25 protein-coding genes, 2 pseudogenes and 1 other annotated feature are annotated in these 23,171 nt (G+C 33.6%); of the genes and pseudogenes, 8 read left to right on the top strand and 19 right to left on the bottom strand.

The genetic code is table 11. The features are described 5' to 3' along the window. The first annotated feature begins 465 nt into the window (after window positions 1–465). A complete protein-coding gene (locus tag BAU28_RS17985; protein WP_071719406.1) occupies window positions 466–1,455 on the top strand; it encodes an aldo/keto reductase family protein in 990 nt (329 codons plus the stop codon). Between the two features lie 128 nt (window positions 1,456–1,583). On the opposite strand, the gene BAU28_RS17980 is transcribed toward BAU28_RS17985, so the two are convergent. From BAU28_RS17980 to BAU28_RS17965, 4 genes are all read right to left on the bottom strand, one after another. Next, complete coding sequence (locus BAU28_RS17980; RefSeq protein WP_071719405.1) at window positions 1,584–2,465, bottom strand: LysR substrate-binding domain-containing protein; 882 nt, start codon at window positions 2,463–2,465, stop codon at window positions 1,584–1,586. A 202-nt stretch (window positions 2,466–2,667) separates the two neighbouring features. Beyond that, window positions 2,668–3,651: a sensor histidine kinase gene (locus BAU28_RS17975; protein ID WP_071719404.1), complete on the bottom strand. Its 984-nt coding sequence runs from the start codon at window positions 3,649–3,651 to the stop codon at window positions 2,668–2,670. Beyond that, window positions 3,648–4,355: a response regulator transcription factor gene (locus BAU28_RS17970; RefSeq protein WP_071719403.1), complete on the bottom strand. Its 708-nt coding sequence runs from the start codon at window positions 4,353–4,355 to the stop codon at window positions 3,648–3,650. The genes BAU28_RS17975 and BAU28_RS17970 overlap by 4 nt, the downstream gene beginning before the upstream one ends. Before the next feature lie 127 nt (window positions 4,356–4,482). Beyond that, window positions 4,483–5,397 (bottom strand): acetamidase/formamidase family protein, encoded by a 915-nt coding sequence (locus BAU28_RS17965; RefSeq protein ID WP_071719402.1) that lies wholly within the window; start codon window positions 5,395–5,397, stop codon window positions 4,483–4,485. Between the two features lie 159 nt (window positions 5,398–5,556). Here BAU28_RS17965 and BAU28_RS17960 point away from each other — a divergent pair, with 159 nt between their 5' ends. Continuing rightward, window positions 5,557–5,985 carry a cell wall hydrolase gene (locus BAU28_RS17960; protein ID WP_002172215.1) on the top strand — a complete coding sequence of 143 codons (429 nt, stop codon included), beginning with the start codon at window positions 5,557–5,559 and terminating at the stop codon, window positions 5,983–5,985. Window positions 5,986–6,048: 63 nt separating this feature from the next. On the opposite strand, the gene lysS is transcribed toward BAU28_RS17960, so the two are convergent. Continuing rightward, window positions 6,049–7,602 (bottom strand): lysine--tRNA ligase, encoded by a 1,554-nt coding sequence (gene lysS / locus BAU28_RS17955; protein ID WP_071719401.1) that lies wholly within the window; start codon window positions 7,600–7,602, stop codon window positions 6,049–6,051. Between the two features lie 83 nt (window positions 7,603–7,685). Next, window positions 7,686–7,942 (bottom strand) — a binding site (T-box leader). A gap of 85 nt (window positions 7,943–8,027) precedes the next feature. Next, a complete protein-coding gene (locus tag BAU28_RS17950) occupies window positions 8,028–8,192 on the bottom strand; it encodes a DUF2197 domain-containing protein (RefSeq protein ID WP_071719400.1) in 165 nt (54 codons plus the stop codon). Window positions 8,193–8,346: 154 nt separating this feature from the next. On the opposite strand from BAU28_RS17950, the gene BAU28_RS17945 reads away from it, so the two are divergent. Both BAU28_RS17945 and BAU28_RS17940 read left to right on the top strand, forming a co-directional pair. Continuing rightward, on the top strand, window positions 8,347–9,249 hold the full coding sequence (locus BAU28_RS17945) for an SMP-30/gluconolactonase/LRE family protein (protein ID WP_071719399.1): 903 nt from the start codon (window positions 8,347–8,349) through the stop codon (window positions 9,247–9,249). Then, complete coding sequence (locus tag BAU28_RS17940; RefSeq protein ID WP_071719398.1) at window positions 9,246–9,947, top strand: class I SAM-dependent methyltransferase; 702 nt, start codon at window positions 9,246–9,248, stop codon at window positions 9,945–9,947. The genes BAU28_RS17945 and BAU28_RS17940 overlap by 4 nt, the downstream gene beginning before the upstream one ends. A gap of 88 nt (window positions 9,948–10,035) precedes the next feature. Here BAU28_RS17940 and BAU28_RS17935 read toward each other — a convergent pair whose 3' ends face one another. Further along, window positions 10,036–11,016, bottom strand: a complete 981-nt coding sequence (locus BAU28_RS17935) for an alpha/beta fold hydrolase (RefSeq protein ID WP_071719397.1) — start codon at window positions 11,014–11,016, stop codon at window positions 10,036–10,038. Between the two features lie 202 nt (window positions 11,017–11,218). Here BAU28_RS17935 and mleBCA point away from each other — a divergent pair, with 202 nt between their 5' ends. Beyond that, a complete protein-coding gene (gene mleBCA / locus BAU28_RS17930) occupies window positions 11,219–12,061 on the top strand; it encodes a BCA family alpha/beta fold macrolide esterase (RefSeq protein WP_071719396.1) in 843 nt (280 codons plus the stop codon). Between the two features lie 122 nt (window positions 12,062–12,183). Here mleBCA and BAU28_RS17925 read toward each other — a convergent pair whose 3' ends face one another. Then, complete coding sequence (locus tag BAU28_RS17925) at window positions 12,184–12,519, bottom strand: hypothetical protein (protein WP_071719395.1); 336 nt, start codon at window positions 12,517–12,519, stop codon at window positions 12,184–12,186. A gap of 11 nt (window positions 12,520–12,530) precedes the next feature. Next, complete coding sequence (locus BAU28_RS17920; protein ID WP_071719394.1) at window positions 12,531–13,700, bottom strand: ParM/StbA family protein; 1,170 nt, start codon at window positions 13,698–13,700, stop codon at window positions 12,531–12,533. Between the two features lie 209 nt (window positions 13,701–13,909). Between BAU28_RS17920 and BAU28_RS17915 the strand changes: the two genes are divergently transcribed. Further along, window positions 13,910–14,314, top strand: a complete 405-nt coding sequence (locus BAU28_RS17915; protein ID WP_071719393.1) for a hypothetical protein — start codon at window positions 13,910–13,912, stop codon at window positions 14,312–14,314. A gap of 44 nt (window positions 14,315–14,358) precedes the next feature. Here BAU28_RS17915 and BAU28_RS17910 read toward each other — a convergent pair whose 3' ends face one another. The 6 genes and pseudogenes from BAU28_RS17910 to sleB all read right to left on the bottom strand — a co-directional run bounded on the left by BAU28_RS17910 (window position 14,359) and on the right by sleB (window position 18,726). After that, the gene (locus BAU28_RS17910) at window positions 14,359–14,895 is read right to left on the bottom strand and encodes a DUF1697 domain-containing protein (protein ID WP_071719572.1); all 537 of its coding nucleotides are present in this window, start codon (window positions 14,893–14,895) and stop codon (window positions 14,359–14,361) included. 158 nt (window positions 14,896–15,053) lie between these two features. Then, window positions 15,054–15,511: pseudogene (locus BAU28_RS17905) on the bottom strand (GNAT family protein). Between the two features lie 12 nt (window positions 15,512–15,523). After that, entirely contained in the window at window positions 15,524–15,880 is a 357-nt protein-coding gene (locus BAU28_RS17900; protein ID WP_071719392.1) for a hypothetical protein, read from the bottom strand. Window positions 15,881–15,985: 105 nt separating this feature from the next. After that, window positions 15,986–16,582: a YhcN/YlaJ family sporulation lipoprotein gene (locus tag BAU28_RS17895; protein WP_025148496.1), complete on the bottom strand. Its 597-nt coding sequence runs from the start codon at window positions 16,580–16,582 to the stop codon at window positions 15,986–15,988. Between the two features lie 26 nt (window positions 16,583–16,608). Continuing rightward, window positions 16,609–17,949 carry a germination protein YpeB gene (gene ypeB / locus BAU28_RS17890; protein ID WP_048370895.1) on the bottom strand — a complete coding sequence of 447 codons (1,341 nt, stop codon included), beginning with the start codon at window positions 17,947–17,949 and terminating at the stop codon, window positions 16,609–16,611. 15 nt (window positions 17,950–17,964) lie between these two features. Continuing rightward, window positions 17,965–18,726: a spore cortex-lytic enzyme gene (sleB, locus tag BAU28_RS17885; RefSeq protein WP_071719391.1), complete on the bottom strand. Its 762-nt coding sequence runs from the start codon at window positions 18,724–18,726 to the stop codon at window positions 17,965–17,967. A 144-nt stretch (window positions 18,727–18,870) separates the two neighbouring features. Here sleB and BAU28_RS17880 point away from each other — a divergent pair, with 144 nt between their 5' ends. Next, a complete protein-coding gene (locus BAU28_RS17880) occupies window positions 18,871–19,203 on the top strand; it encodes a DUF3889 domain-containing protein (protein ID WP_071719390.1) in 333 nt (110 codons plus the stop codon). A 55-nt stretch (window positions 19,204–19,258) separates the two neighbouring features. On the opposite strand, the pseudogene BAU28_RS17875 reads toward BAU28_RS17880, so the two are convergent. Both BAU28_RS17875 and BAU28_RS17870 read right to left on the bottom strand, forming a co-directional pair. After that, window positions 19,259–19,894 (bottom strand): annotated as a pseudogene (locus BAU28_RS17875) (Pr6Pr family membrane protein). A 20-nt stretch (window positions 19,895–19,914) separates the two neighbouring features. Next, window positions 19,915–20,832 carry a serine hydrolase domain-containing protein gene (locus BAU28_RS17870; protein WP_071719389.1) on the bottom strand — a complete coding sequence of 306 codons (918 nt, stop codon included), beginning with the start codon at window positions 20,830–20,832 and terminating at the stop codon, window positions 19,915–19,917. Window positions 20,833–20,958: 126 nt separating this feature from the next. On the opposite strand from BAU28_RS17870, the gene BAU28_RS17865 reads away from it, so the two are divergent. Next, on the top strand, window positions 20,959–21,633 hold the full coding sequence (locus tag BAU28_RS17865) for a hypothetical protein (protein ID WP_071719388.1): 675 nt from the start codon (window positions 20,959–20,961) through the stop codon (window positions 21,631–21,633). Between the two features lie 36 nt (window positions 21,634–21,669). Here BAU28_RS17865 and kynA read toward each other — a convergent pair whose 3' ends face one another. Next, entirely contained in the window at window positions 21,670–22,509 is an 840-nt protein-coding gene (gene kynA, locus BAU28_RS17860; protein WP_071719387.1) for a tryptophan 2,3-dioxygenase, read from the bottom strand. Between the two features lie 31 nt (window positions 22,510–22,540). Continuing rightward, window positions 22,541–23,170 carry an arylformamidase gene (gene kynB / locus BAU28_RS17855; protein ID WP_071719386.1) on the bottom strand — a complete coding sequence of 210 codons (630 nt, stop codon included), beginning with the start codon at window positions 23,168–23,170 and terminating at the stop codon, window positions 22,541–22,543. Window position 23,171: the final 1 nt, after the last annotated feature.

Raw genomic sequence — 23,171 nt, 5'->3', positions numbered from 1 at the left:
TTTGGCAGGATTAGTCGTTACATTATTTATACCCAAATAAGCTATTACGCGTAATAAATAGCAATACCGTTGTATGGAAATTGGGCAGACTAATCCTATTTTTTATAAATTGAAATTTATTGAATTTCAACATTTAAAAATAAGATTAGTTAATCATCGTCCATCCATCATTCCTTTCCGTCTTTAGTAACCATATTGTACCATAATAGTACTGTATGAGTAAATGCAATTATATGTGCTGTTATAAAGGTCCCTTTTTTTAGGTCTATTTATCATTTCTACACTTCATATCGATTAAGCACAAACAACATTTGTTGTAATACTGGCTTTATATTTCCCTACCAGTAAACTTCTAAGCACTCCCTCTTATATAATTTTTATATAAATTTATCATTAATCATATATTATACATATTAAATTTCAGTTCTTATAATAAAGATATCATTTTTAAGGGGGGATTCTACAATGGAATTTAGTAAACTAGGATACAGTGGATTAACTGTAAGCAAGATTGCATATGGGAATTGGATAAACCATGGTGGAAAAGTAGATGAGGATACTGCAAATGATTGTGTGAAAACCGCACTAGATGTCGGTATTACAACGTTCGATACTGCTGATGTTTATTCGGACACTATAGCTGAGGAAGTCCTTGGCCGATCTTTGCAAGGTATACGCCGAGAAAGTATAGAACTATGTACAAAAGTGTGCCATCCGACTGGGGCTGGAAAAAATGATAGAGGCTTATCACGAAAGCATATTTTAGAAAATTGTAATGCATCTTTACGTCGATTACAAACAGACTACATCGATGTCTATTATGCACATAGATTTGATACAACAACTCCTCTTGAAGAAACGATGTTAGCTTTCTCAGATCTTGTAAGACAAGGAAAAGTTCTTTATATTGGTGTAAGTGAATGGACATCAGAACAAATCACCCGCGGTTCAGCACTTGCACGAGAATTGAAAATTCCACTCATTGCTAGTCAACCTCAATACTCGATATTGTGGCGAGTTATCGAAACTGATGTGATACCAACATGTCAACTTGAGGGACTTGGTCAAGTTGTATGGTCTCCCCTCGCACAAGGGATTCTCACTGGAAAATATCAACCTGGTAAACCAATCCCCACTCAATCACGTGCTAATTCAGATGCTGGTAAACCATTTTTCCACAAACTCGTGCAACGTTGGATGAGTGATAATGTACTCACTGCTATCCAGAAACTCAATCCCATCGCGCAAGAAAATAATCTTACCCTACCTCAACTCGCAGTTGCATGGGTACTACAAAATCCAGCTGTTTCCTCCGCGATTATCGGCGCTTCAAATCCGGAGCAAATAAGAGAAAATGTAGTAGCTGCTGGTGTTAAATTGCAACCTGAAATTATGGATCAAATTGATAGTGTACTAAAAGGTTTCATTGAGTACGATCCAAGCAAAACAGGCTGAAACATCAGTAATATACTTAATGAAAAGCATAAAAATAACTTTGTCGTCCTAATTTAATATAAAAGTTTCCCTTTCAAAATTCCCACTGCCCATCCCATCAAGATGGGCTTTTTCTCTTTAAATTCAAATTATGAAGTCGTATAAACCTCTCTAACAACTGTTAAGAAGTGCTCTAACACTACAGACTTTTCATCTTGTCTCCATCCAACATATAAATTTATTTTCGGTGTGTTTTCTTGAATTTCTTTATACATGACTCCCGATTTTTTATAACTTTCCACCGATGATGGAACGACAGAAATCCCTATTCCTGCAGCAACTAAATTCACAATCGTTTGCATTTGAATCGCTTCTTGAACAATATTTAAACTTACTCCATGTTCCCAAAAGTAACTAATAATTAAATCATAAAAGTTTGTACCAAAATGACGGGGAAATAAAATAAATGGTTCATCAACTAATGATTTGATTGAAATATTAGGTAACGAAACCAAAGGGTGATCTTGATGCAAAACCAATTTTAAACATTCCTCAGAACAAACTTCGGAAGCTAATATTTCATTGTTCTGCTTGGAACGAATAAATCCAATATGAATTTGTTTTTCATAGAGTGCTTTTATTTGCTGGTCTGTTGTCATCTCGCGTAATATGAGCTGTATTTTAGGAAAACGTTCTCGAAATTTTTTTAATATATTTATAACAGTTTCTGTAGAATCGACAAAACCAATTATTAAATGTCCTATCTTCCCTTCATCCGCAAGCTGTGTTTCTTTAATGATTCTATCTACTTGAAGCAACGTTTGCCGTGCACCTTCTAAAAATATTTTCCCCGCGCTGGTAAGTTCAACCATTCTTTTTGTTCGATGAAAAAGTTGAACCCCTAATTCTTCTTCTAATTTACGAATTTCTTGACTTAAAGGTGGTTGAGTCATCCTAAGCCGCTCTGCTGCACGACTAAAGTTTAATTCTTCTACCAGCGTTATGAAATATCTCATTTTCCGAATATCCATTTCAATACACCTCTTTCATTAACTAGTAAAAAAGGATTCTCTTTTAATACTAAAAAGCATTAATGTATCTAGTATTTCTTTTATTTTTAACAAGATCGTTTTGCTTCACTTATGTAAATAATCTTTCATTCCGGAATTTTATCAACGGTATAAAACAAGGCTAAAAAACTTATCTCAAAAGTTCTTTAGCCTGAATCACTTTTTACACATTACAAAATTTAATTCGTACAACAGTACCTTTACCAACTTTTGAATGTATCTCTACACTATGTCCTAATTGTTTTGTAATTTCATATACAAGATATAGTCCCATTCCAGTTGATTCTTTAAAATCTCTACCGTTTTCTCCTGTAAAGAAAGGTTTAAATACTCTTGGCAAGTCTTGCTTTGGTATCCCTACGCCACTATCGATAATTTCAAGTACAACTGTATTACCTTCCTTACATGCTTTTACTTTAATCTTTTCTCTACTACCTGATGAATATTTAATCGAATTCGATATAATTTGTCCAATTAAAAATTGTAACCATTTCGCATCACTTTCTACAATAATACCTTTATCAATTTCAAGCTCTGGATATACAAAATTCCGGATAAAGAAGCGTTTATGTTCATGTACAGAATCATTCACTATTTTATGTAATTGTACTCTTTCAACATAAAAATCTTGTGTAAATGCTTCTAAACGTGCGACATACAGAGCCATCTCTAACCCCTTTTTCAATCTATCTGTTTCCTCATTTATACTTTCAAAACGCGAATCCACTTCATCCTGTGTAATTAATTCTATTACAGATAAAGGTGTTTTCATTTGATGAATCCACTGATTCATAAAGGTTAAATGATCATTATTTTTTCTCTCTTGTAATTGCAGCTGATTTTGATAATGGCGATATTGCACCTCAAGCAGATCTTGGAGAGCAGTAGATAAAACTGCAAAATCAGATTTTTGAACAGATTCATCCAAAGATTGCATCGGATTTGCTAACCGTTCATAAAAAGATCGATGTGTAAAATAACGAAATAATATATAACTTACCATAAAAAAAGCACCTAAGAACATTGCATATAATGCCGTTGTAATATGATTATGCCCATCAAACCAATATACAAGGAATATGGCTAGGAGTTGGAAAACAGTAAAACATATAAGTGGTATATGATCACGTATAAATAGCCTTATCATTTTTCCATACCATTTCCCCAAGTAATATGCAGTCTATATCCAACACTACGAATCGTTTCAATTGCTCCTTCAATATGTAACGTTTTTAACTTTTTACGTACACGTGTTGTATTTACACTTAATGTATTATCATCAACATAGGATTCACTATCCCATAATTTATTAAGTAACACTTCTCTACTCACAACGCGCGGATAATTTTTCATTAACATTTCTAATAAAATGGCTTCGTTTCTCGTTATATCAATCTCTTGGTTTCTAAGTTTTAATACAAGTCTTTCGGGATATAAACAAAGACCTTGTTGCTCAACCATGCGTTCTTCTAATTTGGGTGCATAATCTCCATAAGCACGTCTTAAATGACTGCGAATTTTCGCCATTACAACTTCATAATGGAAAGGCTTTGGAATAAAATCATCGCCACCATTTTCTAACGCCATAACTTGATCCATCGTACCTTCACGGGCCGAGATAAATAAAATCGGACATGTAGAAACCGCACGAATTTGACGACACCAATAGTATCCATCAAAACTTGGTAAATTAATATCTAATAAAACTAACTCTGGTTGTTCTTCTAAAAATATGTCTAACACATTTTGAAAATCCGATACAATAATTCCTTGGTAACCGTATTTCGCAACATAAGTTGATAATAGCTCCGCAATTTTCATATCATCTTCTACAATCATAATTTTAACCATTTTTTAACTCCTTTTCGATCCACAATCTCATATACAATTATACAAAATAAATACTATCTCTTTTCATTAAACCCGTAAATTATAAAAAGGATGCTTTTATACCAAAGTATCCTTTTTATATTTTTTCTTATTTAATATGAAATTCAATCAAAGTAAATCCCAGTTTCTCCACATAATCCATCCCTAGTTCCATCCGCGCCGTTTTCAGCGGATCCACAACTTGGCAAACTTTTAAATTACCTGCTGCTGATAATAAAAGAGTTGCATCAGCTTTAGGCATTTCTAATTCTTCATGTAAAAATGTTACCATATTATGTACGGCGCGACTAGCTGCATCATCTAACAATTTCTCTGAAGCAATCGTCATTATTTTTTCTTTTTGGATAGCCATTGGTAGTGGCCATTTCTTTCCTTTTATAGTTTGAACTGTTACAGTTACCTCTCCAGCAACTTCCACCCCACTAACACCAATTTCACCATCACCCATTGCAGCGTGTAAATCACCTAATGCTAAAAGAGCACCTGGAACATTTACAGGTAATAATAATGTTGTTCCTTCTTTTATCTCTTTACAATCCATATTCCCGCCGTGATCATGTGGAGTGCCACATGAAATACTCTCTTCTTTCGGTGCAGTACCAATTACACCAATCATTGGATTAATTGGAATTTGTAGTTCATTTGAAAATACAACATGTTCATTATGTATTGGGACAATTTTCACTGTATTTTCATTTAGCTCATCACCCATTACACCAAGGTTCACACCTGTAGTTAAAACACCCTGCTCTGCAATTCTAATCTTTTCAATCGTTACGACTAATATATCACCAGGTTCTGCGTCTTTAATATATACAGGTCCAGTCGCTGGATTAATTCGATTCCAATCTAGTTCTTGAAACACAACATCTTCAGAATCAATTTGATTTTCAAAGCAGTCGTACGTTTCAAATATAATCCTGCTCCCAGGTTCTACTTCCATACATGGCTCATTATGTGAAGACATTGCGTAAATGATATGGTCTTTATGAATACGATGCATAGTACCTCTCCTTTTTCATTTTTATCTTCTATATAATAATTAGCTTTTAACCGTATAAGCTCCTTTTTAAAATTAGTAGTAATTTTAAAGAAAAAAGCACTTAGCTCATTTTGAAACATACACTCTTTACTATAACAGGTAAAGAAAGGTGGTATCACTATGCCCCTTATTCCATACAACGAAAGTGACGTTGAATTACTTGCACGTTTAATACGTGCTGAAGCTGAAGGCGAAGGTCGACAAGGAGAACAACTTGTTGGATGTGTTGTAGTAAACCGTGTATTTTGTGATTGCTTAGATTTTAAACAGATCCGTACAGTACGCGATGCTGTGTATCAAAGCCCTGGCGGATTTGAAGCGGTTCAATACGGATACTTTTATCAACGTGCTCGTGACTCAGAAAAAGAAATCGCAAGACGAGTTTTACAAGGTGAATGGCGCTGGCCAGCAAGATGGGCTCTTTGGTATTTTCGTCCAGTCGGAGCTTGCCCGCCCGAGTGGTATAACCAGCCGTTTGCTGGGCAATTTAAAAGCCATTGTTTTTATGAACCGAATGGGGATGAATGTCCAAAAATGTATTCAAGGTAGAGATATATTTAGCAACGCAAGTACTTATTTTTATAAGTACTTGCGTTGTTTTTGTATCTGACTCTAGAAATCTAATAATGAGACAAATTTTTCAACTCCGACAACATGTATAAGTAGTGGTATACGCGGGCCACTTGATTGATTCATAATGAGCCTATATATAATAATAAACAATTGTTTTTGATTTTCTTTCATTATTTTTTTATTTTCATGATGACAAATTGGATACAATTGTTCCATTAGGTTAGAATGATCGTTATTAGAACGAAGTACTTCACAAACTTCTACTACCCATTTTTTCTGCCTATCTTCTAATGTATTATAAAACTCTGTATTTTTCTCTTGATTTACCGTAATCAATTTTTCAGATTGAAAGTTTCTTATCCAATACTCTGCACGATTACATATCGCAATCATTTCAGGTAATGCATAACTCCTATCTATCTTTTCTAATATACCTTGTAAAATAGTTGAATCAAAATTTAATAACGGTAAAGTTCCTGCTACTTGATTAAACTTTGGATATTCTTTAAATCGACTATCTACTCTAGAAAGTTTAATTGCATCAAATAAATCTTCATTTTTGAGCGTTTTATTTTCATAACTGTCCTTCAATCGTTCATACTCTGTATAATTTCGAATCACATCTTCATCCAGTCCGATATGAAAAGCTGCGCCTGGCTTATATTTTGCAAACATAAAAAGAATCACTTCTGGTAAATACACTTTTAATAAGTCGTTAGGTGTAATACTATTCCCTGAAGAACTGGACATTTTTTCATGATTACCTTTAATTCCAATGAAATCATAAGCAACGTAATGAGGAGCCTCACGATTGAATACTTTCCTTGCAATTTCTTTAGATACATTATAACTACCCGTTTCCGATGAATGGTCTCTTCCACCCGGTTCGAAAATAACATCCTCTATCATCCATCTCATTGGCCAATCGATTTTCCAATTCAGTTTCATTTTATTTGTATTTAATACTGATAATTCATTTTGATTTCCACATTCACATTTATACCTAACTGTTTTTAATACTTCATCAAAATGTATAATAGTTGTTGCATCTTTCCCGCATCTCTCGCAATATAACGTAACTGGATAAAAGTTTTCTCTATCTTCCTCGCGGTGTACGCCTGTTTTAAAATCCATTAAAATATCATATATTTCTTTTCTTTTATACAGAGACTCTAATATGTTTCCGTTATACCTTCCCCTTCTATACTCAGCGTGTTGATAAATGAATTCCACTTCAATCCCAAATGCTTGGAGCGATTTCTCAAATTCTTTTTCAAAATGCTCTGCATATGAGTTATGACCCCCATACGGATCTGGAATATCACAGTATGGCAAACCAATATACCTTGCAAAAGATGGATCAATATTTTTTGGGACTTTTCTGAACCTGTCGTAATCATCCCATGAAAATATAAAACGAGTCTTTTTCCCTAAATCTTGAAGCGCCCTAACAACGAAATAAGTCGTTACTATTTCACGAAAGTTCCCAATATGAACCGAACCAGATGGACTAATTCCAGATGCACAAACAAAAGTTTCTTTGTTTGGATGTTTTCTAATTAATTCATGTGCTACTTCATACGCCCAGTGCATATGTTACTCACCTCAATTGTATTTTTGTTTTCACATTTTCATTTTTATGCAATAAAAAAACTCCCACCCCCAAGATTATTTATCTTGAGGACGAGAGTTATTAGCTTCGCGATACCACCTCAGTTTGTTAATACGTCACCATATTAACCTCTTCAGGTACGGCAAAATATGCTTATACCCTATCTCTATAACGGGAGAACCCGTCGCACCATCCCTAAATAAATTAGTTCCTTGCGCAGCTCCAAGTCTTTTTTCATTAAGATGTTTACCGCTCCTTCTCAGCTACCGAAGCTCTCTGTATGTATTCTTTCTTAACTACTCTTCTCTTCAACGCCAATTTATATATAAGTTTTTTTCATATGATAATTTATAACATATGTTTTGTCAAATTTTTCTGAACAAAAATTGATAACACATATTTTCCCTTATCTAAAAAAATGTTTTATTGCGTCTAATTGAATTTTGTGGCTACACTCATCACAACAATATGCCCCTTTCGGTTTCTCTTTAAATCGCTTATACTTTTCACTTCCTTCATATACTCGAAATACATTTTTACAAGAAAAACAACAGATCTCATAAAACATCATATGTCTATTTCTCCCCACAGTTATATGCTATTTTCAAGTTACTTGAGAAGGTCTTCTTTTTTCATAGTACATCTTTATTCCAATCTAACAAAAGGTTTACCTCCATTTTTATCGAACTTTATATGTATCTTTTAATAAATCGAGGTGAAACATAGTGTACAGAAGTATTGAATTGGTCGTAGATGCTAATGCTTGTTTAGGTGAAGGGCCTTGCTGGAATGAGAAGAAACAAATATTATATTGGGTTGATATTATCGAGAAGAAGTTATACCTTTATAATCCTGCTAATAATACGAACAGAATGATAACCCTCGACCAGCAAATTGGTTGTGTTGTTCCATATTTAGATAATGTAGTACTTTTAGCTATGGAAAGAGGCTTTTATTCTCTTAATCTAAATACAGAAAAGCTTACACATATTTATGACCCCGAACCAAATTTATTAAAAAATCGTTTTAATGACGGGAAATGCGACCCAGCTGGTCGTTTTTGGGCAGGTACTACTGACTTATATGGTATAAGTGGGGCCGGTTCCTTGTATTGTTTGAATAATAATTACAGCGTAGAGAAAAAAGTTTCGCATGTAAATACTTCAAACGGACTAGCATGGTCCCCTGACTATACATACCTTTATTTTATTGATACACCTACTAAAAAAGTAGTTCGTTATCATTATGACATACACACTGGTGTAATTAGCAATCCAACAGATGTTATCACCTTCCCTGAAAATGACGGTCTACCCGATGGTATGACAATTGATGAAGAAGGTTGTTTATGGATTGCGCATTGGGGAGGTTCGAAAATTACTAGATGGAATCCCTTGACTGGAGAACAAATATTAAGCATTCCGATCCCTGCGTTATATGTAACATCTTGTACATTTGGAGGATCTAATTTAACCGATTTATATATCACAACAGCCAGAACAAGAATGACGGATGAGGAATTAAAACAGTACCCACATGCTGGTGGTATATTTCGAATTCAAACGAACGTTAAAGGTTGTCCAACATATTCATTTCGCTGTGAAAACATTGGAGCTGAAACACTATGACCAGAATCGATTACATAAGACAAGAAGAGAAAAAATATCATGATTTATGCTATGAACAATACAAATTATTCGAAGCAGGATCATGGCTTTATAAACCTGTTAAAACAGTTATGGACTTGATGGGTTATTTTGAAGGACAGAACCCCCTGCAAGTACTTGACCTTGGCTCTGGTGTTGGTAGAAACAGTATTCCGATTGCACAAAAAATCATGAATGCTGGCGGTACAGTTACTTGTGTTGATCTACTCGATTCGGCTTTAACGAAGTTACAAGTTTATAGTAAAGAATATGGTGTATTTGAAGTAATAAAAGCGGAGCAATCAGCAATCGAAAATTACTATATTCCTCCTAATAGTTATGACTACATCGTTGCAGTATCAAGTTTAGAGCATGTCAAATCTGAAGAAGATTTTAAAAAAGTACTTCATGCTATAAAAAACGGAACAAAGAGTGGCGGTATTATTTGTTTAATTGTCAACTCTAACATTCGGGAAGTAGACTTAGAAACAGGAGAAGAACTAGATGCGTTAATTGAAATTAACCTAACGACTGAAGAAATGTTGCATGTACTAAAAAAGATATATAGAGATTGGGAAGAAATAAAGGTTGAAATAAAAACCTTAGCATATAATATAGTTCGTAATGAAGAGCACATTCAACTTAAAACAAATGCGATTACTTTTGTCGTCCGTAAATGATATATATAAAAGAACTAATAATGATAAATAATCATTACTAGTTCTTTTGTATTTGTCTCACTAACTCCATATTTATTGAACTAAGCTACTAATTATCTCTGTTTTGTTCTATTATATTTATCAGTGATAATACCTCAAAAAACAAGTCTGGTTGATCTAACATAATTCTATGCCCAGCATTAGGTATTAAAAATAATTGTTTATACGGAGCTTTTATTTTTGGAAAGTATTCTTGAGCAATAACATATGGTGCTTGCCAGTCATCTTCACCTAAAATATAATAGATTGGCACTTCATAGTCTGTTAATTCAGTCATTAAATTAAAGTCTTGTAAATATTCAAGAATTTTTCTATTCACTTTTAGAATTTTAGAAAGTGCCAAAAGATCTGATAACTTAAAGATAGGACTTTTAAATGCAGTTATAAATACAGGGAAATCACTTTTACCTGCTAATCCGTATTCCCCTTGAAGTTTTCGTATTTTCATACATTTCTTTAAAAACTCATTATCAAATGTTATCTTTTCACCCGGATAATCTCCAATAACTTCAAGTTTTTTTAAAGACTTTTTATCATTCGCCTTTTTAATTAATCCTTTCATTTTCTTATAGGCAACACGCTCATTTTCAAGCATTGAAATAACTGGTGCAACATTAATAAAATAAGTAATTTCTTCAGGATACTGTTTTACAAACACACTTCCTAATACAGTACCCCATGACCGTCCCAGTAAAACTATCTTTTCTTTATTATATTTCCTCTTTAAGTATTGAATAATTTCATATAAATCCTTTACCATGGAATCGATTGCAGGATATTTATCACGATTTTTTATAAAGGTCTTTCCCGCGCCACGTTGATCCCAATGTACAATTGTAAAGATCTCTTCTAATCTATCTTGAAAAGCATGTGCAAAAAGAGATTCAACGCTGCCAGGTCCACCATGTAAATATAATAAAACTGGGTTATCATACTTTTTACCTGAATGAAATAAATATTGATTAGCATCGTTAATAGGTACATACTCTTCCCCTATATTAATTTCAAATTGTAGCGGATGAAACAACATTTATTTATCAATACTTTTTATTTGGAATGACAATAAGTATATATTTAGGGGCTGTTTATGTAATTTTGCACAAAAATTTTTATCTTTTAGATAAGAGAATCTTCTTCTAATATAAACAGCACCCATGCAACCTTATGTTTAATATACACACAGAGTTATTCTTTATATGTTAATTACCTTTAAATGAAATGGAGAGAAAACTATGAGCGAGAATTTTTTTGAAATAAATGGTATTGATATATGTACAGAAAGCTTTGGTAACCCTAATGACCCAGCAATTTTATTAATTATGGGGGCTACATGCTCAATGGTTTATTGGGATGAAGAATTTTGTGAACGGTTGGCTAGTACAGGAAGATTTGTCATTCGTTATGATAACCGTGATGTTGGGCGCTCTGTAACATATGAGCCTGGGACTTCCAATTACACTGTAGCAGACATGGCTGAAGATGCCATTGGGGTACTCGATGCGTATCATATTGACAAGGCACACCTTTTGGGCATGTCATTAGGAGGTATGATTGCTCAAATCGCTGTAGTAAAACATCCTGACAGAATTTTAACATTAACCCTATTAGCGACGAGTGTTATTGGATCTGATAATAACACTCGCGATTTACCTCCAATGGACGAAAGAATTTTAACACATCATGCTAATAGCGTAAATATAGACTGGACAAATCAAAATGATGTCGCAGAATACTTAGTTTCAGGCTCTCGTCTACTCTGCGGATCAAAACGTCTATTTGATAAACAAAGGGTTTATAAACAAGTAAAACAAGAAATAGAGCGAGCTAATAATTTATTAAGTATGTTTAATCATGCTCTTCTTAAAGGTGATGATTCGTATGAAGGTGTACTTCAATTGATACAAGTACCTACATTAGTAATTCACGGTACAGACGATACCGTACTACCATTTGAACATGGTCTCGCACTTATTAATGAAATTCCGAATTCAAAACTATTAACCCTTGAAGGTGCAGGACATGAGATTCATTCTGATGACTGGGATGAAATTATTAAAGCACATTCAAAACTATAGAATAAAAACACCTATTAAAAGTGACGCAAATTACATTGCGTCACTTTTTTATGCAATAAAAACAAAAACCCATCACTGCATCCGTATGTATAGTGACGGGCTCTACCTATGATTTTCTATGTTTAAAAGAATGGGCAATCTAATTGATCAACAGATTCCCACGATTTTTTTTTTATACTTTCAGTAGATTTATTGTTATCAACTGGTATATTTTTAAAAGGATTCACTTCAACTTTTAATAGCGGCGAAGGATCAGCATACAAAGAAAAAACATAGCTGTTAGTCAAAGTTTTTGACACATCAATATCTCCTACCTGCTTAAATAATTGCTGGGCTGCAAAGAAAAAGAAATTAGTTGGATTAGATTGTTTATTCAGCCAAGCAATCATTTCGGGTGATACCGATCTGTTAATATTAAGTTTTACTCGATCACCACGCTTATATCGCCTAGATCGCATACTGCCACCAACTAACTTATCGTTAAGTTTGTAAATCCTAATTCTTTTTGCTTATGCTCTCTATACTTTGGCGAGCATGTATATACTAATAAACCACGTGCATTTGTAAATAATGGGTTATCTACAAAGATTACATTTTTTAAACGCCCTTTTTGTTTTAATATAAGTTTTAAACTATTTTTAATTATGACAGCACCCCCACCATAAATAAATACATATGGATCGTCTTTCATATCATCGATTTTGTTTATAATATCTGTTGCGACACGTGCTGCTAAACCTAATAGTGCTGGTTGCGATTCTTCCACTAATAAAGCATTTCTTGGATGCTTTTCATTTAAATAAATTTGATTAAATTCTGTAATACTATCAATCGTTTTCGTAGGATACTTTCTATTCCATCTCGTAATAATTTGCAGTAAAGTTTCTTTCACACCGTATGATAATCCCTTACTTAATTGCGGTCTAAAGTTTACACCTAACGAAACAACCTCTTCTGTCGTCCCCGCGCCAATATCAAATGATAATAATGTTTTATCTACAAAATCAATTTCAGACACTTTATTTTGTTCACATTCGATTTTATGTTTCACTACATTTCCTTCTTCATCGTATACAATGCCCCACGTTCCAGACGCGCCTTCAGGTAGGCACTTACAAAATTCGATAGCAACATTAATAGTAACTTCGCGCCCATTTGGATAATGGAAAATGACTTTGTGATTACCCATATAACGTTTCGCATTTTCAGCAGCAATTTCTTGTGTAATTAGTTGCATAGGAAGAGCAACAGATAAATCATAACGAATATTAATATGACTTGAAGTTGGACTTTGACGCATAGCGCTTATAGCTAAACCCGAAAGGATTGTAATAACCATTAATTCATCAGTCGATTTATTTGATTTTTTCTCCACTTCAGTACCTTTTAAGTGATCTTCAATCACTTTTTCTCCAACGATGTACCGTACGTTATTTAGCATTAGCGATGGAGAACTAATGGTCACATCAATATGATTCTCTAATTCGGTTAATGAAACATCTTCCTCATCCAACAATCCTGTAGGCTCACCTATATATAAAGAATAAATACTCGGAATAAAAATAGGGTCCTGCCCTTTCACCATTAACTTCAAACCGTTATTTCCTGCATCTGCACCAGCTTTCAAAAGAATAGACATAACTACCCCCTAATTTAATCTGACATCCCTTCCAAATATATGCGAGCCTATTCTTTTACATTCAAATGTAATGTAATTTTTTATTTATCATAAAAACAAAATATTATATGCTTATATATCTTATGTAAAAAGTGTTTGACATGAAAGTTTCCCAATTTTATACTATAGTTGTAAAGAGTTTTTTACAATCGTGGAGGTGCAATCATTTATTGAATACTAAAAAAACTATTTTTATAATCATTGTTTTAGCGTTAATTGCAATACTTGTACATGGCACATACAAATACATAACTGAAGGTTCAATTTTAGGCGGGACGATTTTCGCTGCTTCTTTAATACTTAGTAATTTAATTAATCATATTACATGGGGAGATCCAAACGGAGTATCAGAAGAAAGTCAAGATGAGATGGGCCAACAAATTACATATAAAAGCTTTAAAATCGCGTATTTTGTGCTTGTAGTTGTAATGTTCCTTATATTACTCTTCTCGGAAGGGTTTTCTATGGGTTCCAATTTAGATGGAGTTAAAAACCTTCCTCTTTTTATCGCACTTTGCTCTTCATTCTTTATTTATCCTATCGTTGAACTCATTATCGCAAAACAATATAAATAAAAAGATGAGGTTTTCTAAATAAAGAAAACCTCATCTTTTTATATTTACATCTCCTCAGCAATTGCTTTTAACTTATTCACAGTACGCCAGTTCCTTACTGTAGCTGGCGTATGTAATCTTTGAAATTGATTCATTAATTTAGAATTCCGTATGCTTTTCTTAAATAATAAATACACCACTCTTCCTTCGATTTGGAATTCTTCTATTTCACTTTTATACATAAGTAACTGCTTACTATCTTCTTCAGAAAGTGGATTAGCTAAAAAGGCCACATGTACACTTTCACCTTCTAACAGTGAATTGGTCTCGTAAGGACACTTTTTAATAATATTAATTAATTCATCATTTGTTCTTAACATGACTGGAACATCGAAATCAAAAACATTCTTCATTTCACTTTCAATTCGTTCGTTTACAAAACTTATATCTTCCACTGATTCAAACACTACATTCCCACTTTGAATATATGTTTTCACTTGTTTTAACCCTATTGATTCAAACATTTTTTTCAAATCTGCCATTTTAATTACTTTATGTCCACCTACATTAATTCCCCGTAGTAGTGCAATATAAATTGTCATATGATTACCCCTCACGTATTTAAGTGCATAACAATCGATTTGTTTTGCACCTTCATATTTCTCGGCTACTAGCTTTAATTCTTCTAACATATCATGCATGGACAATATCTCAAACAAAAAAGCTTACTGCATGATTTTTCAAGAGTAAGCTTTTTAAATTATTTGGTTATCGGTAAATGTAATATTAATTGTTGTCCAATCGGTCCCATTCTTCTATACCCTTTATCTTGAAACCCAACTGTTTCATATAACTTTTGCGCTGGAATATTTTTTTCATTTACAGCAAGTATAACTTCATTTTTAATTGGATAATAATATTTTACAAAGTCTTGTAATAAAGCCAATGATTTTATAACATCCTTTTATTTGTTTATTGTGATTAACGGAAAAAGAAGTTAAAAGTATGGAATCATTATTATCTGTGAACTCCTGTACTATACCACCTGTTTGTAATACGAATACACCGACAGGTACTCCGTTATAGTCTAAAATAACAACTACATTTTTAGTACGATCATTTTTTTGCTTTCTCCAGTAATTCTCCTGGATTCGATGTGAATTGAACTTGTTCACTTGGTAAAGTAAATGCTTGTATGTTCATGCTTAACTCTCCCATTCCTTCAAGTTATTAACTTAATCCTTGCTGTGTTTTGGAATGAACCTTTCCATCCAAAAATGTAATCTCAACAAATGATTTTGGATCGCTACCTTTCCAAGCAAAAATTTGTTTAATTTGTGTAGAATCTTCTTCCCCTTCTTCTATGAGTAACTCCCCTTCAAAACCGATTAAATCTTTCACTTCTAAATAAGTCATTCCTTCATTAATATTTGAAAAATGATTTATATTAATGGGCTCTTTCTTTATATTTTCCGTTATAGTAGAAGAAGTAGCAGTTTTCTTCTTCACTTCTTTCTTCTGTTCACACGCTGTCATACTAAAACCTATGCATAAACTACAAAATATGAGTGTGCTTTTTTTCATCATAACGGTTGTCCCTCCTCTCATTATTAAACCATATTTTCCCTAGAAAATAAACTGAATATTTAATTTTATAAAGAAAATCCCGTACAGTTTAGTACGGGATTTTCACTATTTTTTCAAATGATTATTTGATTGATCTTCTTGTTCTTTTTTTAGTTCTTGTTCTTCATTTTTTGGTAATTGTTTATCGTTATCTTTAATCGGATTCGTTTCTCTATTTTCAATTAGATCGTTTGGAACTTGTGGCATTACTCGGCCAACAATTGCTGCTAATTCATCAAGTATACCTTGACCAGTTTTACCTTTTTTAATTTGCTTACCTATTTGTTTTAATCGTTCATACGTATCAACATCTGCTACAACAACGGCATTAGCACCATTTGGGTCATTCTTCAAACTTTCTGCAACAGAATACTTAATTGACTCAACACGAGTTCGATCAAGTTTCGCCTTCACATCAATACCTACAACTGCATACTTACCAACTACTACCGCTGTCGCATCGTTTACACCAGGTATACTTGCAGCTAATGATGCTAAATGATCAGCTGCTTTTTCATTCGGCTTATTTGATTTGTTTGTATAATTAACATTTTTCATCGAGACATTTTTTTGTTCTGGCTTTTCATTAGGGTTATCTTTTTTTCCAATGCTACAGCCAGTAATAACGAAGCAAAGCATTAACATATATATAAGGATTTTCATTATTTTCACCACTTTATCATAAATGTTTAATCATAAATTTTTTCAACTGCTTGCATCTTCTTCACTTTTTCTTCTGCACCGCTATTTGCGTTAATAAAAATTTGGTACGTATCTTTCCCTAAAGTACCAACAAACTCATAGCAAAGTACTTCATTATGCAAGTCATTTACTACTAAAGCTTTTCGCTCTTCCATTACTTTTACATCTGGATTAATTTTCTTCCTTGCCTCAGCAGCAGTTAGCTTCGCACTTGGTATTGTTCGTTTTTGATGTGATGCTAAATATTCCTTCGCTGAAAACCCAACAATCGATCCATCATCTAAAGCAATTTTCATTTGAATTGCTTCTGGATACATACGCACTCCGTTTTCATTTACAACGTACGTAAACACACCAATATTATCATATTGAGAACTATCAAATAGCTCCATATTTGTAAATTTGTGATCCTTTAAAAATGTTAACCCTTTACTTCCAGCATCATTTAAACTAATTTTTTGTTCTTTAATTTCTCGGTTATTCATTACCCAAATTGGATATCCACCTTTCTCGGTAATATCCATATAAAACTCATTATTTGTCGCTGGGTCTTGAATCTTTACACTATAAAATGATTCTTTTGCACCTTTTCCGCTTTTCTCAACTTCTACTTTTTCATTACCTTTTAAATTTAAAAATGATCTAGCAATTTTTTCAGCTTCTTCTTTCGAAATTGCTTTCCCTTCTGCTTCAAATCCGCCCTTTTTCTTCTTTTGTGCACTTGTAAAAGTCGGTCCGAAATTAGTAGACGAATATGATGTTACATTCTTTTCTACGGTATTTAATCCATCGATAATTGTGTTATCTGCTGGATCTCGATTTGACGCAAGAGCCATTTCTACATCCATCCAGCGCAGATTGTTTTTCAAAACAAGATGTTGCACTTTTCTTAGTTCATCTTGTATATTGCCTGCATTTGAATATAAGGTTTGCAATGTTTTATACTCTTGATCATTTAACGGTTCTTTTTCTAAATCACGAATCGCTGCACGATAGCTGAAATCACCGATATTCGCTAAAAATTCTTCCGTTTTATTAAATGGCATTAATGTTAATGGTAGTTGCCCTACATCAGAACGAGCTTCAGAAGTTAAGCGCCATACATCTGCTAAAGCTGGTGATAAAGATGAACGTGAATTCATCGCAAGTGTTGTCCCAATTTTATCGTGTAATAAGTCAACCTCATACGCTAAATCATGAAACGCACGCTGATAACTGTTTTCAGCTCTAATTAATACTGCATTTTTCTCTTGATGCTCTTTATAGCCCCAATATCCCGTTCCAACTACCCCTACTGTTAACAATACAATAATAATACCTCGTAACATGTTTCCACCTCCGCTCTATTTACAGAAAATATGTTTACCGATTTTTTTAATTTGTGGGCGAGACCAAATCCATTTACTTGTCGCAGTATCTGGGTTGAAATAATATAATGCATTTCCTGTAGGATCCCAGCCATTGATCGCATCTAGTACAGCTTTTTTCGCTGTTTCATTTGGTGTTAAATATATTTGTCCATCTGCTACTGCTGTAAAGGCTCTCGGTTCAAAGATTACTCCTGAAACAGTATTTGGGAATGATGCACTTGTGACGCGGTTTAAAATAACCGCAGCTACTGCTACTTGTCCTAAATACGGCTCTCCACGTGATTCTCCGTATACAGCGTTTGCCATTAGCTGTATATCATTTTGAGAATAACCGTTTGGAACATTTGTCCCTGTACTTTTTGGTGGCTTATTTTCTTGTGTACCTCCACCGCTATTCCCTTTATTAGCAGTCGATTTTTCATACTTCGTTGCCTTTACAAGCATTTGCTTCGTTTTAGCACCCGCTAAACCATCAACTGGCAACCCGAATTTTTCTTGAAAATTCCGAAGTGCCCAATATGTACCCCATCCGAAAACACCATCTACTTTCCCTGTATAAAATCCGTTATATTTCAAACGAGATTGCAATTCAATGACATCTTCTCCAGATGCTCCCCTTTGAATCACTTGATTAGAAAAGGCTTCTACATTTTTCATTTGTATACTACTTACCATTACAGATAGCCCGATAAAGACGAGTAAAATCGCTATCTTAAAAACAGTTTTTTGACGCATGTATTTCCCTCCTTAATTACGGAAATGATTTCATGGTTATGTTTTGTAAAACACTCGCTTTTATGTAAAGAAGACAAAAAAAGCCAAACTTATATGCTTAAAGAAATATGTAAACAATATACAAAAAGAATAAAGGAGATTATTATGAAGCAATTCATTACACGTACAGCATTTATAATTTTTTTAATCACAACTTGTGCAAATATATATACTGGTCCATCTATTGTTCACGCACAACCACCATATGCAAAATGGGGTAAACTGGCCGTTGAAAAAACGAAAGAACAATATCCAAAAGCAGAGATTATTGATTACTTTCATATAGGTAGAAAACCAAAAACTGTACAAATAACAGTGGAAAAGTTTAAATTGTGGCTACGTGAGGATGGAAAAGAATATGGTGTTTTTGTTGATGTAGAGTTTGATACGAAAACAGAGAAGTTTCTAAAGATGTCCTTTCATAAAACAAGTAGGTAAAACAAAGAAACCTCTATCTTTAATACAGACAGAGGTTTCTTTATATACAAAATCTTTAATAAGGAGGATTGTTTTTTATCTTCAACGACCGATTTCCTAACATTTTTACCAACCCACATATAGCCCCAATGACAACAGCTATTCCGATACTATATAAAAGCACTCTACCATAGCCACCTATTCTCGGATCTAAAAACGGATATGGGTACCAATTCACGAATGGACCACGTATTAAGCTATATACAACATATAAAAGCGGGAAAACAAGCCAACTCGCAGCCTGTTTCCATGTAATAGTCTTCGTAGGTGGATTGATAACCCAATCTAATATCATTGCAATCGGCATGATGTAATGAAGCACGGTATTTACTCACGGTATCGGTGTTTGAAGTGACTCTTCTAATCCTCTTAATAACAGAAAATAAATGAGTCCTGTTGTTAGTATGTATACTGTTGCCGCACCGCGAAGAACTCCAAACTGCTCCGAACGTCCGAATGTGACTGTTCCAAAACTGCTTAAAAGTAGAATTATCGCCACTAAAATATTACTTTCAATTGTGAAGAAACTAAAAAAGTTAACTGGATTGAACGGTTTCACTTGTGCCCTTGTAACAAATTGAGTAATAAGTGCACTACACGCTAGAAGACTTAAAAACAGCCTATAAATCGCTATCGTTTTCGCACTTTTCATAACGCATATCCCTCCTCTTCTTATTTATGATTGGAATTCTCTTTTATATGCTCAATAAATAACTTTAATGGTACGAGTCCACGTTTGGGCATGTGACTACTAATAACAGCTACGAGCTCTAACTGCGGAATGATAATAATGTATTGCCCTCCGTACCCCATAGCAAAATATATACAATACGGTATGTGAAATCTTTCGTTATTTAATACCCACCAGTGATATCCATATGCTCCGACGTGTTCATACGTTTCAAATAGTGCCTCCCTTGAATCTTCTAACCATTTCGATGATACAATTTCATTCCCCTGCCAATATCCATTCTGCAAACATAATTTTCCGACCTTTAATAAATCTATAGATTTCATTTTCATGCCGAATCCGCCGACATATACACCTTGCGGGTCTTGTTGCCACTCGTATTCCTTAATGTCTAGCGGCCCAAATAAATATTTTTTGGCAAACTGCTCTGTCGACATACCAGTTTCTTCTTGGATAATATAACTAAGTAAATGTGAAGAACCTGAATTATAATTCATTTTTGTACCCATTTCTTCAATGAGCGGCTTTTCTATAATGAATTGTATCCAGTCTTCTGAATCCACAAAGTCATTTGGAAAAACGACCCCATTCCCAAACTCTTTCCACTCTTCTCCCGTTGTCATCGTTAATAAATGATAAAGCGTTAATTCTCTCTTTTCCTCTGGCACATTTGGAATCCATGTTGTAATTGGTGTATGTATATCGTTTATTAACCCTTTATCAATTGCGATACCAATTAATATAGATACGATGCTTTTTGTAATTGAATTAATTTTATATAAGTCATGTGCACAGTCTATCGTTTTATAGTATTCAGTCGTTAATTCCCCCTTTTGATAAACAAGGAATGTATTAACTTTTTTCTTTTTAAATTTATTTTCTAGTTGTTCGAAATTCAAAGAATCTTCCTCCATCTTAATGATCATTTGATTATTTAGTATTTGTTGTTTATACAATTTTATATTTCTTTCTCTATTAAAACACATGCTTTTATTGTATGTTTAAATTTAGAAAGGAGATTTTATATGATGACAAATAAATTAAACCAAATCATCAGAAAATATAGTTATCCTAGTATAAATGGCGTGTATTTACGCCCTGGCCTCTATTCAAACAATGACACAAATCCAAACATTTTTCTTGTCGGATATAATCCAGCTACTCCAATTCATATAGACGATTTGAAGCAAAGTGCATATCAAAACTTAATTTTATCCCATAAAAACTTTATTTCTTATTATGAAGCACTGCGAGTAAAGAAAGGTAAAAGAAAACAATCTCCAACTCGGAAAAGAATTAATGATTTGGTTACAAAAGTTTTTACAGAAACAAATGAAGTAATATTCGAAACTAATATTTTCTCTTATCCAACATCAAAAGAAAAAGAATTGCGAGCATTACCTAAAGATGTCATAGAAGAAGTGAAACAACCATTTATTGAGATGTTACATACAATACAACCCTCTATAATCGTAGTACACGGAAAAAGAGCATTTATAAACCTAATTTCAATATTACAAAACTTAAATTTCCTCTCAAATGATTTCATTTTTCAGAAGCAACATACATTTGAATTCTTATATCCTAATTCAAATAAAACTTGTACAATCATTCCTTACCGCCATTTAAGCCGAATTGAAAACCAGTCTTATCAACAATTTCAAAAATGTCTAATACACGAAATTAACTCTAAAAAATAAAACCTGACAGCTTTAGTAGCTATCAGGTTTTATTTTTTATAACTTAGTTCGAACGCTCCAAAGCTCTGGGAAGAAACGTTGATCAAGCACTCGCTTTAAATAAGATACGCCAGAAGATCCACCTGTTCCCATTTTATGACCGATAATGCGTTCTACCGTTTTCATATGACGGAAGCGCCATTGTTGTAGCCAATCTTCAATGTCAATTAATTTCTCTGCAAGTTGATATAAATCCCAATATTTCTTAACGTCCGCATATACTTCTATCCAAGCCGCTTCTACAGTTGCATCTTCTTCGTAAGGCTGTGTAATATCACGATTTAACACATCTTTATGAATTGGGAAACCTTCTTTAACAAGCACTTGTATCGCAACGTCATACAAACTTGGCGCATGAAGCGCTTTATGAAGACGAGCATGTAATTCTGGATCTTTTTCATAAATTTTTAACGCATGTGGTGTTTTATAGCCAAGTGCATACTCAATCATTCGATATTGATACGATTGAAAACCTGAAGCCTGACCAAGTGAATCGCGAAACTCAATATATTCTGATGGCGTTAATGTCGCAAGAATATCCCAAGATTGAATAATTTGTGACTGAATTTTTGATACACGTGCTAACATTTTAAATGCTGGTGCCAATTTATCATTTTTAATAGATTCAATTGCTGCGTTCAATTCGTGTAAAATAAGCTTCATCCAAAGTTCACTCGCTTGGTGAATGACGATAAATAACATTTCATCATGATGATCGGACAATCTCTTTTGAGAAGATAGTAAACTATCTAATTGTAAATACTCTCCATACGTCATATTTTCCTTAAAGTCCGTGTGAATCCCTTTTTCCATAATTACTTTTTCGTTTTCTTTCATATTAGTCAAACGCCCCTTTTAACATTTCTATTTATATTGGTCTAATAACAGCGCGAACTGGACTTCCATCTGCATCTGTTAATGCAAGTGGTAATGCAATAAGTTCGTAATCGCCATCTACTACGTCATCTAGTACGACATTTTCTAAAATATGAATTCCGTGTTTAAATAATTGATGATGCGCTGCTAGTTCTTTATCATCTAAAGGATCAACAGAAGGCACATCTACCCCAATTAAACGAATACCTTTACTTGAAAGAAAAGGGGCAATATCGGCACGTAAATACGGGATTTCTTCTGGAAACTCTTGCGCTTTACCGTGTGAGGATGTACGTAATAATAATCGTTCTACACCTTCTAAATTAATAGTTTCTAATTCCTTTTTACCGATACTCTCCAACCCTGAAACATCGATAATTCGTACTGCACCTACATATACGTCTATATCTAGATCTAACACCTTCTTACCATCATTATCGAAATGAAAAGGTGCATCAATATGAGTACCAGTATGAATACTCATCGTTAACTTTCCGACATTGACTGAACCACTGTCTTTTTTTGACCATGAAACTTCATACGAGAACGGTGTATCCCCTGGCCACGTTGCGATATCATTATTTAGTGGTTGCGAAATATCAATCCACTGCGATGTTTTCATG

The organism is Bacillus paramycoides, from assembly GCF_001884235.1.
GTDB lineage: Bacteria > Bacillota > Bacilli > Bacillales > Bacillaceae_G > Bacillus_A > Bacillus_A paramycoides.
Note: the sequence above shows the minus strand (reverse complement) of the source record. Positions and strands in the feature narration are given on the sequence as shown.